We start from the raw sequence: 16,168 nt of genomic DNA on the forward strand, positions 1-16,168 counted from the left end.
TAGTATTGACTTTTTATTTGCAGGCTGAAGTAACGAGAATGCGACGCGCAGTTTTCAAACTTCCAATCCTCCAACTCACAATCCTAACTTCTTTACAATTTCTCCCAGTGCACTTCTTACAGGAGAATCTTTCGGAAGCCGTATGATCGGCTTTCCATCACAGTCATACTGATATACCTGGTCATCATGTGGTACAACGCCTAACAGTTCCAATCCCTGATTTCGGATTTCTTCCAGAGTTCCGGCATCCAGTTTTCCATCTGGAACACGATTCACGATTAATCCAGTTTTCTGTGGTTTAAAGTTTAATTCATTCATCAGCTTTGCAATACGTCCGGCTGCCTGAACACCTCTTCTGGAACAGTCACTCACAAGAATCGCAACTTCCATCATTGGCAGAATTCCTCTGCTGATGTGTTCCATACCCGCTTCGTTATCAACCACAATATATGGATAATGGCTTTGCAGTTTCTGAACCTGGGTCTGTACAAGGCCATTTACAAAACAATAGCAGCCCTGTCCCTGGGTTCGTCCCATTACCATCAAATCATAATCGTCTTCTTCTGCAATCGCATCAGAAAGACGCATTTCCAGATATGCCTGTTTTGTCATACCGGAGGGAATCTGATATCGTGGGTCTATGCCTGCCCGCTCAATTTCTTCTCTCAGCTCCCCAAGTGTGACCTCCGGCTCAACACCGAGCACTTCGTTCAAATTTGCATTTGCATCTGCATCCACCGCTAGGACCGGACGTTTTCCGCTTTCACATAAATACTGGATCAACAATCCACAAAGAGTTGTTTTTCCTACGCCACCTTTTCCTGATACTGCAATTACATGTCCCATGTTTTTCCTCCTAAAATTCTGAACAATCTGTTGACTTTTTCTTTAAACCTCATTATAGTTGTTACTATATAAATTACAATAGTCAATCTGCGAGATTTGTATGGTTACTCAACACATCAGAAAAATTGTTGAGAAATTATATGATACTAACTAATACAGGAGTATATAATGTCAGAAAAAACGAGAAAACAAGATCGCCGTACCCGCTATACCAGGCAAACCATAAAAGATACGTTCTTAGAGTTGTTAAATCAGAAAAGTTTTACGAAAATTACAGTTACAGAGATCTGCAAAAATGCTGAAATCAACCGTGGCACTTTTTATCTTCATTACTACGATATCCATGATGTATTATCAGATATTTTTAATGATATGACTCAGGATATGTTAACAACTGTAGATCATTTATTCTGTCTAAATCAAAAAAGCTGTTCCTATCCGTTCTGTCAGAAAATACAGATGGAATCACAATACAGGGCACTGTTTCTGGATGATGCAATTGCCCCTATTCTTCTGGAAAAAATAGCAGAAAATACAAAAGAAGGCTATGTGACCTGGCTTATGTCACACAGCCTCCTGACCTTTGAACAGGCAGAATCGGTTTTTTATTTTCAAATGAATGGCTGCCTTTCCATCAACAGACTGATGCTCCGCAATCACTGTAATGACTGGAAACAGATTCAGACAGTAATCGACAAATTTATCAAAGCCGGGTTGGAAAGTTTTCTGATTCATGATCAGAGAGAAGAAAAGGCTTCCGATAATTTTTGCAGCAAAATTTCTCCAACTGTTACCGCATCTTCTACACTCAGATAATGATCGGCATGATCCTGAAGAAATATTTTGCCAGATGCAGGAAATTCTTCATCTGCAAACCATATCTTTAAAGTTACCGGATATCTTGGCAGAACTGGAAAAACAGCACACAGATCCGCCTTTGTTTCTGTGAATTCTGCACCCAGGTTTTTACATGCTTTCTGAATTTTCTCAGGATCTTTATCCTGCAAAAGCTTTTCCAGTTTCTGCTCTGCAGTCCGGTCAAACTTGGTTCCCCGAATCAATCCATCTTTCAGGTTACCAAAAGTAATGAGCTTCTGTGAACCTTCTGTTCCATCAGCCATATCCAGATAATGCAGCAATGTCAGATAATGCCATTCGTCCATGTCTGAGTTAATACGAAACTCGGGGAGTTGAATTTCAATCGTTTCATAAAAACTCAGTACTTCAAGCACATTTCGGCTGCTATGAAAAACAGCCCCACTTTTTGCAGCAAGCTCCTCTCCGGAACGATTTTGCAGCCGTTTTACTGCTGCCTGCAACATTTCCTGAAATGCACGATTTTCTGTTTGATTTTTGTATTCCATAAGTTCTCCTTTGTGAACATTTATAGTATCTGTGTTGACTTTTCCTTTAATCTCCATTATAGTTGTAATTATATTATTTACAATCATCAAAGCATTAAAAAATGTACAGTTTATCAACACATTAAAAAGAACTGTTGAGAACTTAGGATGTTTTAAACAAACCAGAAATATTTTCATCCCAAAAACGTGAAAACAAGATCATTATATCATACTACAAGGAGTTTCTTATCATGAAATATTCAACGAAATTAAGTGATGCTGTTCATGTGATGGTTCTGATTGCTATCAACCAGGAAAAATCCCTCTCCAGTGCCTCAATTGCAGAAAGTGTCCATACAAATCCCGGCTTTGTACGCCAGCTTATGTTAAAACTAAAAAAAGCGGAACTTATGACCAGTGTAGCCGGACATGCCCGTCCTTCTCTTTCAAAACCAGCCGATCAGATTACATTGCTGGATATTTATAAAGCAGTTGAAGGTGATAAACCATTGCTTCATTTAGATACTCATACCAATCCAGATTGTGGCGTTGGTATTAACATTCAGTTATCTTTGCAGGGATTTTATAATGAAATTCAAAAGGCTGCCGAAGAAAAAATGAATACGATTACTTTGCAGGATATCATAGATACCTACTATCAGCGGATATCTATAGAAAATAACTTACAGAATATTATTTAACAGGAGAACACTTTCATGTACCTTCAGCAAATACGAAATGCTACCAAAACACTGTGGGAGAAGTAGACTATGCGAAAACAATCTGGTCAAGTTCATAGCAGGGAATCTTCTGCAACTCTCCAACTGACAGTAAGTTTACTCTATCCTTAATTGCTTAAGCTGGTTGTATATGAATAAAGAATGATGTATAGTATTTGCAAGAGGCACCTTCTTTCGTAAATGTTGCAAATGTTTGTTTCGTCACTTTCATTATACAACATCAAGAATCAAGGTGTCTTTCTTTTATGCAAAATCACGAACTTGCTCATTTATAGATAAAACGATTTTATTTCAAAAGCGGTTTTTACTAAAAATACGTCTGCCGTTTTTGGTCATTATTACTATGCATTGATACCTGGTCAAATTTCTTCCGAAAACAGATGATTTCAGGAATCGACTTGTCGGCACACTCCCTTGCAGTGTGTTGTCTATCTTCCATTGAAATCTCTCTTCTTTGGTGATACAATGTGCTACAATGCTTATCAAAAGTTACATCATTTTGGGGGACATTTACACTACAAAGGAGAATTTTATTTATGTTTCAGGTTTTTGTTGATTCAGCGGCAAATCTGCCTGCTGTTACTGCGAAAAAATACGATATCCATGTCGTTTCTTTCGTCAATCTTGTGAATGGAAAAGAGCTGGTCTGCTTCGACCCGGATCTGTCACCGGAAGAGGAGCTTTCCAAAGGAAAAGAATATTACAATGCCATGCGCACCGGCTGTGAAATCAAGACCGGACTGATCAGCACCGCAAATTTTGCGGATGCGTTCCGCACCGCTCTTGAGGCAGATCAGGATGTCATCTATCTTTCCTTAAGCAAAAACATCAGCGGAACTTATAACTCCGCAAGACTTGCTGCCGAGGAGCTTCTTGAGGAATACGGCGGAAAACGTAAAATCCGCCTCGTCGATTCCCTGAATGCCTCTCTTGCACAGGGCATCCTCGCCATCTATGCCAGCGAAATGCGCGATCGGGGCATGAACGTAGACGAAGCGGCAGATCTTCTGGAAACCTACGTCGGCAAAATGAACGGCATTTTCACCGTCGGCGATCTGAAATATCTTTCCCGCACCGGAAGAATCAAGGGAAGTGTCGCTGTGGTCGGAAATATGCTGAAAATCAAACCGATTCTGCGTGGAAATGAAGATGGCTATATCGTTTCTTATAAGAATGTCCGCGGACGCAAGGCCGTTTTAAATGAACTGATTCGTCTTTTCTGTGAAACGATCGAAGACCCGGAAAACCAGATCGTCGGAATCGCACATGCAGATGCCTATGAGGAATCTCTTTATATGATGGAAGAAATCCAGAAAAGAGTGAAGGTGCGTGAATTTATCAATACTTCCTACGATTACTGCACCGGAAGCCACGTCGGACCGGATACGATCGCTTTGTTCTATCTCGGAAAAGACCGCAGTCTTCTGTAAAAGGAGCAACCAGACTAACCACTGCTGTTCCACTGTATTTTTTCCGAAATTGCTGCAAACAGCGGAAATACTGTTTCTTTTTTCCATGCATAATTCCACCTGTTTTTCCACATACTACCCATACAGTACAAATTATGGAAAGTACATTGCGGAAACAGGAGGAATTTTTCATATGAAAGCGACGGGAATTGTTCGAAGGATTGATGATCTGGGGCGTGTGGTAGTTCCCAAGGAAATCCGGCGCACGATGCGGATCCGGGAGGGACAGGCCATGGAAATTTATACCGGACGGGAGGGTGAGATTATCCTGAAAAAATACTCACCGATCGAAGAGCTGGCGGAATGCGCAGCAGGGTTTACAAAATCGATTTCAACGGTGACCGGATGTCTCGTCTGTGTTTCGGATCAGGAACAGATTGTAGCGGCAAACGGGCCGGAACAGAAAAATTATCTTGGCAAGTCCATCAGCAGCCGGCTGGAGGAAGCGATTCTGAACCGGAAAACAGTACTTGCGCGTCCCGGTGAAAAGGCTTATTTTTCAATTTTGGAAAACACAGACAATACTACTCCTCTGCCGGAGCTCATTTTTCCGATTCTCTCCTCCGGTGATGCCATCGGTTCGGTCATTCTCTGCGGCAAAGACAGGGAGTCCCTGCCGGGCGATACGGAAAAGAAGCTCCTCCAGGTAGCGGCAACGTACCTCGGACGGGAAATGGAAAACTAAACAGGGGATTTATCGAAGGCAATTTATCAAAGGCTTTTTGCATCATCCGCACCGGTTATGCAAGAGGCCTTTTCCTGTTATTCTGTAATTCGAGATATTCCAATTTTATCTTGCTATTTACACCTGCATTGTCTACAATAAAAATGACGTGCACGAAAACCTTCAGCCGATACGCCCGAAGCTTTTCTGTGCCTGCTTTTATAAGCCGGGAAAAATTCCCGGAGTATCCTACATTACACAAGGAGGAATTTCCATTCATGAAATACATTGCAAAGAAATTCGGCTCTCTCCTTCTTACGCTGCTTCTTGTATCCTTTTTATCGTTCTTTGCCTTTTCCGTCATACCCGGAGATGCGGCAAAATCGCAGCTTGGCACGGAGGCGACGCCGGAGCGGATTGAGGCTCTGCAAAAGGAAATGGGACTGGATCGGCCGGTTCTGGAACGGTATGCTTCGTGGGTAACCGGCTTTTTTCATGGAGATCTCGGCACCTCGTATTCATACTCGATGCCGGTCGGAGAACTGATCCGCGATAAAGTTCCGATTACCATCGCTATCACCGTTATCGCATTCCTGATGATCCTTGTTGTCTCGATTCCCATCGGCATTTTCACAGCACAGCACGCCGGAGGCCATCTGGACCGGCTGATCATGACGATCAATCAGGTGATCATGTCTGTGCCGGGATTTTTCATCGGTATTCTGATCACGTATCTTTTCGGTCTGATTCTCAAATGGTTTCAGCCGGGCGCCTATGTGCCGATTTCTGAAAATTTTTCCGGTTTTATCGGTTATCTTGTTGCACCGTCTGCCGCCATTGCACTTCCGCGCTGTTCCATGGCTGTCAAAATGCTGCGCAGCTCTGTGCTCTCACAGCTCGATGCCGACTATGTGCGCACCGCCTATTCCCGCGGAAACAGTACACGCCGTGTTATGTATCACCATGTGCTGAAAAACGCCCTGATTCCGGTACTGACCTTCTGGGGCATGACAATCGCAGATATTGTGGCAAACAGCATTATTCTGGAACAGGTTTTTTCGATTCCGGGCATGGGCAATCTTCTGATCACTTCGATCTCCAACCGCGATTACCCCGTGGTTCAGGGCATCCTTGTACTGATCGCCGCCCTCATTATTATCATCAATTTCGTGGTAGATCTGCTGTATGGCAGAATTGATCCGCGTATCCGCGTAAAAGACTGACGGGAGCTTTCGATCATCAGCTCCCGCGACCGAAAGGTCATGGGGAGCCGCCCACGACAAAGGAAAGGGTTTTCATTATGAAAAAGAAACGCAATCTCACGCTGATCATCGGAGCTGTTCTCACCGCTTTTATGCTTCTGTTTCTTCTGATCGGCTTTTTCTATACACCGTACGACCCGGATGCAATGAACGGCGCAGCCAAGTTTGCTGCTCCCTCTCTGTCGCACCCGTTCGGCTGCGATCACTTTGGACGCGATATTTTCAGCCGCGTCTTAAAAGGAACCGGTACAACCTTCTTCGTCGCTTTCGCTACTCTGCTGCTCGGCGGAACCATTGGTGTCCTCGTCGGTGCGTTCACCGGGTATTTTGGCGGATGGATTGACGAAATCCTGATGCGCATAAACGATGTCATTGTTTCCTTTCCGGGAATCCTGCTGGCGCTGGTATTTATCGCGCTGCTGGGTCCCGGCAAATACAACGTGATCCTTGCACTCGGTATCGTATTCATTCCGAGCTTTGCACGTATCACCAGAAGCGAATTTCTCGCACGCAAAGATATGGACTATGTCAAAAGTGCCCGTCTGATGGGTGTTTCCCATCTTCGGATCATATTTGTACATATCCTGCCAAATACGGTCCCGTCCCTTCTTTCGATGGCAGCAATCGGTTTCAACAACGCCGTTCTCTCCGAGGCCGGCATGAGCTTTCTCGGCATCGGTGTCCAGCCGCCCGATGCCTCGCTTGGACGGATGCTCTCAGAATCCCAGACGTATCTGATGACTGCTCCCTGGGGCTCTGTTTTCCCCGGTCTTGCCGTCATTTTACTGGCGCTTGGCGTATCGCTCCTCGGCGACGGATTACAGAAGAAAGGCGGTAACTGATATGGCACTTCTCGATGTACGTGACTTAAAAATTGCATTTTACGATACCACGCCACCGACCGAAGTGGTAAAAGGCATCTCCTTTTCCTTAGAAGAAGGTGAGACGCTTGGCATTGTCGGGGAATCCGGTTCCGGCAAAACGCAGACAGCACTCTCCATTCTGCAGCTTTTAAAGGAAAATTCCGCCGTATCCGGCGGAGAAATTCTTTACGAAGGTTCTTCCGTTACACACGCTTCCAGCCAGGATCTGCAGCGCATCCGCGGAAAAGAAATCAGTATGATTTTTCAGGAGCCGATGACCTCTTTAAATCCGGTTCTGGCCATCGAAGAACAGATTGCAGAGGGACTGCTGATTCATGAGAGCTGCACACCGGCAGAACGTCATGAAAAGGTTCTTGCTATAATGCATGAGGTCGAGCTTCCCGACCCGGAAAAGCTTTGCAAAAAATACCCGCACCAGCTCTCCGGCGGTCAGCGCCAGAGGGTGATGATCGCTGCGGCGCTTATTACAGAACCGAAGCTTCTGATTGCAGACGAGCCGACAACAGCTCTTGATGTGACGATTCAGTCGCAGATCTTAAAGCTGCTGAAAAAAATCAATGAACGCCATCACACGGCGATTCTTTTTATCTCACACGACCTCGGCGTCATCCGTTCGCTCTGTGACCGGGTCATCGTCATGAATCATGGGACGATTGTGGAATCCGGCAGTGTAGACGATGTCTTTTTCCACCCGAAGGAAGACTACACCCGCCGCCTGCTCGATGCAATTCCGAACCGACGAACATCGCTGCGAAAGCGAATCAAAATCGCTCCAACAGCTCAATGGCCGACAGACTCTGACAAAAAAGCTGCTCCGCCGGCGGAAAAGGAGGAATAACCCATGGAAGAAATCAGTCCGAACAACATTCTGAAAGTCAGCCATATTTCTGCCTCCTATCAGGAGGGAAAGCAGAGAAAAACGGTGCTTCATGATATCTCTTTCGAGCTTCATGAAAATGAAATTCTCGGTCTCGTCGGAGAGAGCGGATGCGGAAAATCGACACTCTCCAAAGTGATCTTAGGATTTATCCGCCCAGATGAAGGCGAAATAATTTCGCAGGTCGACCATCCGCAGATGATTTTCCAGGACCCGTTTTCTTCCCTGAATCCTGCGAAGAAAATCTCCTGGATTTTAGAGGAGCCGCTTCGGATGCAGAAGGTTCCAAAAGAAGAACGAAAAAAACGGGTTCTTGCGATGGCCGAAAGAGTCGGCCTCTCCGCAGAGCACCTGAAACGCCGCCCGCATGAGCTCTCCGGCGGCCAGCGCCAGAGAGTCAGCATCGCGGCCGCACTGATCCAGGGCTCACGCCTGATCCTTGCCGACGAACCGGTTTCCGCTCTCGATGTGACGATTCAGAAGCAGATCATGGAGCTGATGGTTCAGCTTCAGGAGGAGCTTCAGCTCTCGATTCTCTTTATCTCGCATGACCTCAACGTGATCTATCAGATGTGCGACCGGGTTCTCGTGATGAAAGAAGGCCGGATTGTGGAGAACGCGGAGACGGAAGAACTGTTTGCGCATCCGCAGAATGATTATACAAAGGAGCTTCTGGCGGCATCACCGGAGCTGTAGTTTTATTTCCAGCATTCTCTAAACACCCGAAGTACATTCTTGGAAAAGACCTTCTCGATCTCCTCATCGGTGAAACCGTCGTGGCTCATCACATCTGCGAGATGCTGCATATGCGCAGCGTCCGGCACATCCGTCTTGCCGCTGAAACCGTCAAAATCGGTTCCAAGGCCGATGATGTCGATGCCGCCGACGTTTCGCAGATACTTCATATGGCGTACCATATCCATCGTCGATGCCTTTTTCGTTGCCGGCTCCTCCTCGCGCAGAAACGACGGACAGAAATTGATACCGGTGACGCCGCCACGCTCTGCGAGCTGACGAATCATTTCATCTGAAAGGTTTCGCAGATGGAAGCACGCACCGCGCGCATTGGAATGGGATGCAATGACCGGACCTCTCGTATGTGCAAAAACGTCGCGGATTCCGGCATCATTTAAGTGTGATAAATCGATCACTATGCCGAGCCGCTCCATCTCCTCGACAAAGGCAATACCGGTCGGTGTCAGCCCGTTTTCAAGATCCGGAAGATATGGCTTTCCCTCTTCCTGCGCCGGGTTCGGGAATCCAAGCTCATTCGGAAAATTCCAGGTCAGCGTGGAAATCCGCACACCGAGATCGTACAGCGTATGCAGCTTCTCTATGCTTCCCTCGTAGACACCACCCTCTTCGACGGTCATCACCGCACCTATTTTTCCTTCCTTCTGTACCTGCATCAGATCCGCATACGTTTTGATCTGACAAATGCGGTCCGGATACCGTTCCACCTCTGATTTCCAGAGATCAGCCAGCTTTCTCACATGCTCAAACGGTGTTTCGTCTTTCAGTCCCTTCAGGAACGTAAACAGAGAAAAGCACTGGCAGAGGCTGCCGCCCTTTTCCAGCTTATCCAGATTGATCTGAAGATCCGCATCCGCAAGATGCTCCTGTTTTTCCTTCCACTGCAGCGCCGGGATGGTGTCGCAGTGCATATCAATTACCTGAAACATGGCAATAATCCTCTTTTCTGTTTTTTCTCTATTCTATCATATTTCGCTGCATTCCTTCACAAAAACTGGAAGAAAACGTAAAAAACCGCCTGGCTCATGTTAAACCCATAAGGCTAGAGAAAATATATCTTTCCGGAATCGCAAAAAATTTGGGGGTTCGCGTTTTTTCTCGAAAAAAACTTGCAAATCTCGTCTGAGATGATATACTTTTTGCATTGTGTTACTTTATGAAAGCACTGATCTTCCAAGAAAGTGCTTCTGCTTATGAAAAAGAAAGAGGTATCTATGCTCCAACTGATTGAAACCATCAACAATGCCGTGAACAATTTTATCTGGGGTGTTCCGGCTATGATCTGTATTTTCGGTGTCGGTCTTTACCTGAGTCTGCGCACCCGTTTTCTCCAGATTCGAAAATTCCCGTATGCGATCCGCACAACGCTCGGAAGAATGTTCCGCAAACGAGATGCTTCCGATGGCGCAATTACACCGTTCCAGGCGGTCTGTACAGCACTTGCCGCCACGGTCGGTACCGGTAATATTGCCGGTGTTGCCGGCGCTATTGCTATCGGCGGACCCGGTGCCGTATTCTGGATGTGGGTTTCCGCTCTGCTCGGCATGTGTACGAAATTTGCCGAGGTAACACTGGCTGTTTTCTATCACGAGAAAAATGCCAACGGGGAACTCGTCGGCGGACCGATGTATTACATCAAAAACGGTCTCAGCAAAAAATGGCATTTTCTGGCCTATCTTTTCGCTGCTTTCGGTGTACTGACTGTGTTCGGAACCGGAAATGCAACGCAGGTCAACACCATCACAACCGCAGTCAACTCCGCACTGATGAATTACCATGTGATCTCAAAGGACGCGATCCCGACCTCCAACCTGATTCAGGGTATCATCATTGCGGCACTCGTAGCGCTGATCCTGCTCGGCGGTGTCAAACGGATCGCACAGGTAACAGAAAAGCTCGTTCCGTTTATGGCTCTGTTTTATATTGTCCTTGCCATCGGTGTAATTTTGCTGAACCTCAACCGGATTCCGTCTGTTTTCGTTTCGATCCTTGAGGGCGCCTTCCGTCCCTCCGCCGTTACAGGCGGTATCGTCGGAAGCATGCTTATGAGTGTAAAAAAAGGTGTGTCCCGCGGTATTTTCTCAAACGAGGCAGGTCTTGGTACCGGTTCGATCGCGCACGCCTGTGCCGACACAAAAAAGCCAGTCAAACAGGGTATGTTCGGTATCTTTGAGGTATTTACTGATACGATCGTGATTTGTACCTTAACTGCACTTGTTATTCTCTGCAGCGGTACTTCCATCACCTACGGACAGGCTGCCGGCGCAGAGCTGACCATCAGCGGTTTTACCCTTACATACGGAAACTGGGTTTCGCTGCTCACCGCGTTCGCGATGTGCTGCTTCGCCTTTTCCACGATTCTCGGATGGGGACTTTACGGTGCACGCTGCATCGAGTTTTTATTCTCCGAAAGAATCACAAAATATTTTATGGCCGCCTATGCGCTGGTTGCCATCCTTGGCGCCACCGCAAACCTCGGCCTGATGTGGAGCATTGCCGAGACCTTCAACGGTCTCATGGCGATCCCAAACCTGATTGCGCTCTTCCTGCTTTCGGGCAAGGTTGTGGAGCTTACAAAGGAATACTTTTCCGGAGAAGGCAAAACCCGGTAAAATTCCTTTTCTCGCGGCGCATTCCCTTCTTCTGTAAGAAAATCATGTAAATTCGCCTTTTCCCTTGACAATCAGGTTGCTACCCCTTACACTGTTAAAAGTTTATAACATGTTTACCAAAGAGGGAAAACCGGGAGGAACTTTTGAATGGAAAAATGGAATGAAGTAAAACTGGTGCCGGAGTTTTCGGAACAGGGCGTGGACTGCTATCGCCTCGCAGGCGGCGATTATGAGAACGAATACTATGTCGTTTCCGAAGCAGAGACAAGAAAGCTTCTGAACACACCGGAGGTTGTCGGATATGAGGTTTATCACTGCCTGATTCCGTCTACTTCACAGATGCTTTATTATTTTAAAGAGCAGGGAAAGGTAACCGCAGCCAACATCCTTTCCATCCTGCGCGGCGCTTTGAATTATCCGCTGGAGGAAAGCTGCTACCGTGAGCACATTCGTGTACATGACATCAGTTTTCTGTCAAGTGAGCGCGTCTTTAAAGAGGAAGAAATCGCAGGACTGGAAATCAAATACAGCAAGCTGACGATGGTTCCGGGAAGTACACTTCTGATCGGCGATATCATCGCAACGGGTGAAACGCTGATCCACTGCCTGCGCTACGTAACCGATTTCTACCGTGAGCACGGTGCTTCCCTTCGCAACATTATCATCTTTACGATCGGCGGCACAACCGGAATCAAAATCCTGGAACGTCTCACAAAAGAAATCCGCGAGTTCTGGCCGGAGTTTGAAGGCTTTATCACCGTATATTACGAAGGAATCTTCAGCACCTATCAGGACAGGGGCGTATCTGGAATCAATCTGCCGGATGTCGATTTCTACTGGAAAGACGGTATCATTGCACCGGAGTTCCGAAGAGAAACGCTTTCCATGCGCGATCCGCTGTTTGAAAAATGCATCATCTACGATGGCGGTGCAAGACGCTATGAAATCCATGAGCACGTCGAGGAGGTTCTCGATTTCTGGAATAAAATGCTGGAGAGAGCCGACCGGATCGACTTCACCAGACTGCTCGAGGAGAAGCTCGGCTGCCCGCTTGGCGCATCCTACGAAGAGTGGATTCACATCAATCACTACGAAGAAATCGATGAACGTGTGACCAAATGGCTGTACCGCCAGGAAAAAGGCTATATTGCAAGCCTTGGCGATGCTACCCTGAAAGAAATTGCGGCTGAACGAATTGAAGAGTTTACCGCAGCACTTCGCAAATACATGCTGTAACAAAAAACCATTTCTTACGGTTCGCTGAATTTCGGCGAACCGTAATCACAGTTTTCAGGAGATATTATGGAAAAAGAAAAGAAAGTAAAAGATGTTGACTTCGCGGACAGCGCGGTTCCGGCTTCTGCCCGGAAAAATGTAGTAACCATGTTTATGATCATGCTTGGCTTCACCTTCTTCTCGGCAAGCATGTGGGTCGGCCAGCAGCTCGCTGACGGCCTCGATTTCTGGGGCTTTTTGGGATCACTGATCCTTGGTGGAATCATTCTTGGTATTTATACCGGTCTGCTCGGCTACGTCGGTGCAAAAACCGGTCTGTCACTTGATCTTTTGTCCCAGAGAGCCTTTGGCGAAAAAGGTTCCTATCTGCCGTCAGCCATGACCAGCTTTACGCAGATCGGATGGTTTGGTGTCGGTCTTGCCATGTTTGCAATTCCGGTTTCCAAGGAGCTGCTCGGCGGAAGCACTGCGGCACAGTGGGGACTTGTTATTCTTGCCGGCGTCTGCATGACCGCCTCTGCCTATTTTGGTATTGAATCTCTGACCATCGTCAGCTATATCGCTGTACCAAGTGTTGCCATTCTCGGAACGATCGCCATGGTCATGGCCGTAATGAGAGGCGACGGAACGATCATCGATCAGTTTGCCAAATCCAGCGGATCTCTGACTATCATCGGCGGTGCCGGTCTTGTCATCGGCTCCTTCGTTTCCGGCGGAACCGCAACCCCGAACTTCGCACGTTTTGCAAAGGACGGAAAAGCGGGTGCCATCACCACGGTTGTGGCCTTCTTCATCGGAAACTCCCTGATGTTCTTCTTCGGTGCCGTTTCCTCGATCTTTGTCGGCGGAAACGATATCTTCGAGGTTATGGTCCGCCTGAACCTGTTCTACCTGGCTGTTCTCGTTCTCGGTCTTAATATCTGGACTACAAACGACAACGCTCTGTATACCGCAGGTCTTGGTCTTGCCAACATCTTCCATCAGAGGAAAAAACCGATGGTTCTCCTTTCCGGTATCATCGGAACGGTTGCCTCCGTATGGCTGTACTACAACTTCTGCGGCTGGCTCAACATTCTGAACTGTACCCTGCCGCCGGTCGGCATGATTCTGGTGCTCGCCTACTTCATGAACAAAAAGGACTTTGAAACCGATCAGCCGAAGCTTAAAACCGTAGACTGGTTTGCGGTTGCCGGTGTCATTCTCGGTGCCATTGTTGCGAACCTCTTACACTGGGGCATCGCTTCCATCAACGGCATGGTTGTTGCCGCTGTATGCTACTGTGTCGGACAGGCCGTAAACAAAAGAAAATAACAATAACGCCCTTGGCATGTTTCTCGCTTTCATCCTGGAAACATGTTCAGGGCTTTTTATTTCTTCTGATTCGCGTTATAATGTATGCATAACTCTGCATAGTTATAATTTTCGAAACGAAAGGAAACTGCCCGGATGATCCATTCCACCGTATCTGCTCCCAAAGGAGAAAAAACAAAATACCGTCTTGCCGAATCCATGAAGGAGTGCATGAAATCAACCCCTGTCGAAGAGATCACCGTGCGCCAGATCTGTGAAATCTGCGGTGTTACCCGCCAGACCTTCTATCGTAATTTTCTCGACAAATACGATCTGATCAACTGGTACTTTGATAAATTACTGACAAAATCCTTCGAACATATGGGTCGCGGAACGACCGTTTTTGACAGTCTGGAAAAGAAATTTACCTATATTCAGAAAGAAAAAGCTTTTTTCGCCGCTGCCTTCCGCTACGACAAGCAGAATTCTCTGCGTGAGCACGATTTTGACCTGATTCTCGCGTTCTACGAAAATCTGATTCACGAAAAAAGCGGCAGCCCGGTTTCACCGGAAATGCATTTTCTTCTCGAAATGTACTGTCAGGGTTCCATCACCATGACCGTAAAATGGGTGCTTACCGGCATGGATCTGACACCTTCCGAGTTTGCAGCTCTTCTCGTCCGGGCAATGCCGGAAGACTTAAAAAAACTGTTCCGGAATCTGCAGCTGCTCTCTTAGAGCGCGTGTCAAAGTGGGGCTTGCAGATTGCGGAAATGGTTTTTCAGACACTCTCTGGTTATTTTTCACAAATTTTGTTCTGTTGTTTTTGTCACAATGGCGATTTTTTTTAAAGTGTTACACTTCGCTTCTTCTGTCACTTTCTTTTTCCCTTCCGGATTTGTTAATATAATAACAAGTTCAGTAAAACCATTTATTCATTTTAGAAGGGAGTTTTTCAATCATGGCAAATCGTATTAATTTAAATGCAACCTCTTATCACGGAGCAGGCGCTATTGCCGAGGTCGCAAATGAAGCAAAGGCACACGGCTTCAAGAAAGCTTTCGTATGCTCTGACCCGGATCTGATTAAATTCAACGTTACTTCCAAAGTAACCGATATTCTGACCGCAAACGGACTCGACTATGAGCTTTACAGCGATATCAAGCCAAACCCGACCATCGAAAACGTAAAACACGGCGTAGAAGCTTTCAAGGCATCCGGCGCTGACTATCTGATCGCCATCGGCGGCGGTTCTTCTATGGATACCTCCAAAGCAATCGGTATCATCATCGCAAACCCGGAGTTTGAGGATGTCAGAAGCCTTGAAGGCACTGCACCGACCAAAAATCCATGCGTACCGATCATCGCTGTTCCGACCACAGCCGGTACTGCTGCAGAGGTTACCATCAACTACGTTATCACAGACGTTGAAAGAAAACGTAAATTCGTATGCGTTGACCCGCACGATATGCCAATCATCGCAGTTGTTGACCCGGATATGATGTCCTCCATGCCAAAAGGACTGACCGCTTCTACCGGTATGGACGCTCTGACCCACGCAATCGAGGGTTACACCACAAAAGCTGCATGGGAAATGACTGACATGTTCCATCTCAAAGCCATCGAACTCATCTCCAAATCTCTGCGCGGTGCTGTCGCAAACACCAAAGAGGGACGCGAAGGAATGGCTCTTGGCCAGTACATCGCAGGTATGGGCTTCTCCAACGTGGGTCTTGGAATCGCTCACTCCATGGCACACACCCTTGGTGCTGTTTATGATACCCCACACGGTGTTGCATGTGCCATGATGCTTCCGATCGTTATGGAATACAACCAGGAGTGCACCGGTGAGAAATACCGTGAAATCGCACGTGCCATGGGCGTTGCAGGTGTAGACGAAATGTCTCAGGAAGAGTACAGAAAAGCAGCGATTGATGCTGTTAAGAAGCTGTCCGCAGACGTTGGAATCCCGTCTGTTCTCGAGGCAGTCAAAGAAGAGGACCTGCAGTTCCTTGCAGATTCCGCACACGCAGATGCCTGCGCACCGGGCAACCCGAAGGATGCAAGCGTAGAAGATCTGAAGGATCTGTTCCGCAAAATCATGGCATAACGAACACAGTTCGTCTCCCACATGTCAAGCGGATATTCGCAATCCGCTTCGCTACTTGCTCATAACCGAATAACTGCTCCGC

15 protein-coding genes are annotated in these 16,168 nt (G+C 46.9%); 12 read left to right on the forward strand and 3 right to left on the reverse strand.

Translation table 11 applies throughout. The features are described 5' to 3' along the window. Nucleotides 1–75: 75 nt before the first annotated feature. Entirely contained in the window at nt 76–846 is a 771-nt protein-coding gene (locus DWX32_RS16170) for an ATP-binding protein (RefSeq protein WP_117762263.1), read from the reverse strand. 737 nt (nt 847–1,583) lie between these two features. Beyond that, nucleotides 1,584–2,210, reverse strand: a complete 627-nt coding sequence (locus DWX32_RS16180; RefSeq protein WP_118660595.1) for a DUF3786 domain-containing protein — start codon at nt 2,208–2,210, stop codon at nt 1,584–1,586. 230 nt (nt 2,211–2,440) lie between these two features. Here DWX32_RS16180 and DWX32_RS16185 point away from each other — a divergent pair, with 230 nt between their 5' ends. From DWX32_RS16185 to DWX32_RS16220, 7 genes are all read left to right on the forward strand, one after another. Further along, on the forward strand, nt 2,441–2,890 hold the full coding sequence (locus DWX32_RS16185; RefSeq protein WP_118660597.1) for an Rrf2 family transcriptional regulator: 450 nt from the start codon (nt 2,441–2,443) through the stop codon (nt 2,888–2,890). Between the two features lie 575 nt (nt 2,891–3,465). Then, a complete protein-coding gene (locus DWX32_RS16190) occupies nt 3,466–4,359 on the forward strand; it encodes a DegV family protein (protein ID WP_118595257.1) in 894 nt (297 codons plus the stop codon). 172 nt (nt 4,360–4,531) lie between these two features. Next, on the forward strand, nt 4,532–5,083 hold the full coding sequence (locus DWX32_RS16195) for a stage V sporulation T C-terminal domain-containing protein (protein ID WP_055221761.1): 552 nt from the start codon (nt 4,532–4,534) through the stop codon (nt 5,081–5,083). A 257-nt stretch (nt 5,084–5,340) separates the two neighbouring features. Then, on the forward strand, nt 5,341–6,285 hold the full coding sequence (locus DWX32_RS16205) for an ABC transporter permease (RefSeq protein WP_022462693.1): 945 nt from the start codon (nt 5,341–5,343) through the stop codon (nt 6,283–6,285). 77 nt (nt 6,286–6,362) lie between these two features. Further along, complete coding sequence (locus DWX32_RS16210) at nt 6,363–7,166, forward strand: ABC transporter permease (protein WP_022462692.1); 804 nt, start codon at nt 6,363–6,365, stop codon at nt 7,164–7,166. Between the two features lies 1 nt (nt 7,167). Then, nucleotides 7,168–8,046 (forward strand): ATP-binding cassette domain-containing protein, encoded by an 879-nt coding sequence (locus tag DWX32_RS16215; protein WP_118660599.1) that lies wholly within the window; start codon nt 7,168–7,170, stop codon nt 8,044–8,046. A 3-nt stretch (nt 8,047–8,049) separates the two neighbouring features. Next, the gene (locus DWX32_RS16220; protein ID WP_117510043.1) at nt 8,050–8,781 is read left to right on the forward strand and encodes an ABC transporter ATP-binding protein; all 732 of its coding nucleotides are present in this window, start codon (nt 8,050–8,052) and stop codon (nt 8,779–8,781) included. Nucleotides 8,782–8,783: 2 nt separating this feature from the next. Here DWX32_RS16220 and DWX32_RS16225 read toward each other — a convergent pair whose 3' ends face one another. Then, on the reverse strand, nt 8,784–9,767 hold the full coding sequence (locus DWX32_RS16225; RefSeq protein WP_118660601.1) for a dipeptidase: 984 nt from the start codon (nt 9,765–9,767) through the stop codon (nt 8,784–8,786). A gap of 285 nt (nt 9,768–10,052) precedes the next feature. Between DWX32_RS16225 and DWX32_RS16230 the strand changes: the two genes are divergently transcribed. The 5 genes from DWX32_RS16230 to fucO all read left to right on the forward strand — a co-directional run bounded on the left by DWX32_RS16230 (nt 10,053) and on the right by fucO (nt 16,086). Further along, on the forward strand, nt 10,053–11,450 hold the full coding sequence (locus DWX32_RS16230) for an alanine/glycine:cation symporter family protein (protein ID WP_055267140.1): 1,398 nt from the start codon (nt 10,053–10,055) through the stop codon (nt 11,448–11,450). A 147-nt stretch (nt 11,451–11,597) separates the two neighbouring features. Further along, a complete protein-coding gene (locus DWX32_RS16235; protein ID WP_117801845.1) occupies nt 11,598–12,686 on the forward strand; it encodes a hypothetical protein in 1,089 nt (362 codons plus the stop codon). A 66-nt stretch (nt 12,687–12,752) separates the two neighbouring features. Beyond that, complete coding sequence (gene codB / locus DWX32_RS16240; protein WP_118660603.1) at nt 12,753–13,997, forward strand: cytosine permease; 1,245 nt, start codon at nt 12,753–12,755, stop codon at nt 13,995–13,997. A 135-nt stretch (nt 13,998–14,132) separates the two neighbouring features. After that, nucleotides 14,133–14,714, forward strand: a complete 582-nt coding sequence (locus DWX32_RS16245) for a TetR/AcrR family transcriptional regulator C-terminal domain-containing protein (RefSeq protein WP_117813088.1) — start codon at nt 14,133–14,135, stop codon at nt 14,712–14,714. Between the two features lie 223 nt (nt 14,715–14,937). Then, nucleotides 14,938–16,086, forward strand: coding sequence for a lactaldehyde reductase (gene fucO / locus DWX32_RS16250; protein WP_118660605.1), 1,149 nt, complete (start codon nt 14,938–14,940; stop codon nt 16,084–16,086). Nucleotides 16,087–16,168: the final 82 nt, after the last annotated feature.

Origin of the sequence: Blautia sp. AF19-13LB, assembly GCF_003479105.1 — a bacterium.
In the GTDB taxonomy this organism is placed as follows: domain Bacteria; phylum Bacillota; class Clostridia; order Lachnospirales; family Lachnospiraceae; genus Fusicatenibacter; species Fusicatenibacter saccharivorans.

Coding starts and splice junctions, on each gene's coding strand:
- DWX32_RS16220 (WP_117510043.1), top strand. CDS start 8,050: ATGGAAGAAATCAGTCCGAACAACATTCTGAAAGTCAGCCATATTTCT.
- DWX32_RS16195 (WP_055221761.1), top strand. CDS start 4,532: ATGAAAGCGACGGGAATTGTTCGAAGGATTGATGATCTGGGGCGTGTG.
- codB (WP_118660603.1), top strand. CDS start 12,753: ATGGAAAAAGAAAAGAAAGTAAAAGATGTTGACTTCGCGGACAGCGCG.
- DWX32_RS16235 (WP_117801845.1), top strand. CDS start 11,598: ATGGAAAAATGGAATGAAGTAAAACTGGTGCCGGAGTTTTCGGAACAG.
- DWX32_RS16185 (WP_118660597.1), top strand. CDS start 2,441: ATGAAATATTCAACGAAATTAAGTGATGCTGTTCATGTGATGGTTCTG.
- DWX32_RS16170 (WP_117762263.1), bottom strand. CDS start 846: ATGGGACATGTAATTGCAGTATCAGGAAAAGGTGGCGTAGGAAAAACA.
- DWX32_RS16210 (WP_022462692.1), top strand. CDS start 6,363: ATGAAAAAGAAACGCAATCTCACGCTGATCATCGGAGCTGTTCTCACC.
- fucO (WP_118660605.1), top strand. CDS start 14,938: ATGGCAAATCGTATTAATTTAAATGCAACCTCTTATCACGGAGCAGGC.
- DWX32_RS16245 (WP_117813088.1), top strand. CDS start 14,133: ATGATCCATTCCACCGTATCTGCTCCCAAAGGAGAAAAAACAAAATAC.
- DWX32_RS16215 (WP_118660599.1), top strand. CDS start 7,168: ATGGCACTTCTCGATGTACGTGACTTAAAAATTGCATTTTACGATACC.
- DWX32_RS16225 (WP_118660601.1), bottom strand. CDS start 9,767: ATGTTTCAGGTAATTGATATGCACTGCGACACCATCCCGGCGCTGCAG.
- DWX32_RS16205 (WP_022462693.1), top strand. CDS start 5,341: ATGAAATACATTGCAAAGAAATTCGGCTCTCTCCTTCTTACGCTGCTT.
- DWX32_RS16190 (WP_118595257.1), top strand. CDS start 3,466: ATGTTTCAGGTTTTTGTTGATTCAGCGGCAAATCTGCCTGCTGTTACT.
- DWX32_RS16230 (WP_055267140.1), top strand. CDS start 10,053: ATGCTCCAACTGATTGAAACCATCAACAATGCCGTGAACAATTTTATC.
- DWX32_RS16180 (WP_118660595.1), bottom strand. CDS start 2,210: ATGGAATACAAAAATCAAACAGAAAATCGTGCATTTCAGGAAATGTTG.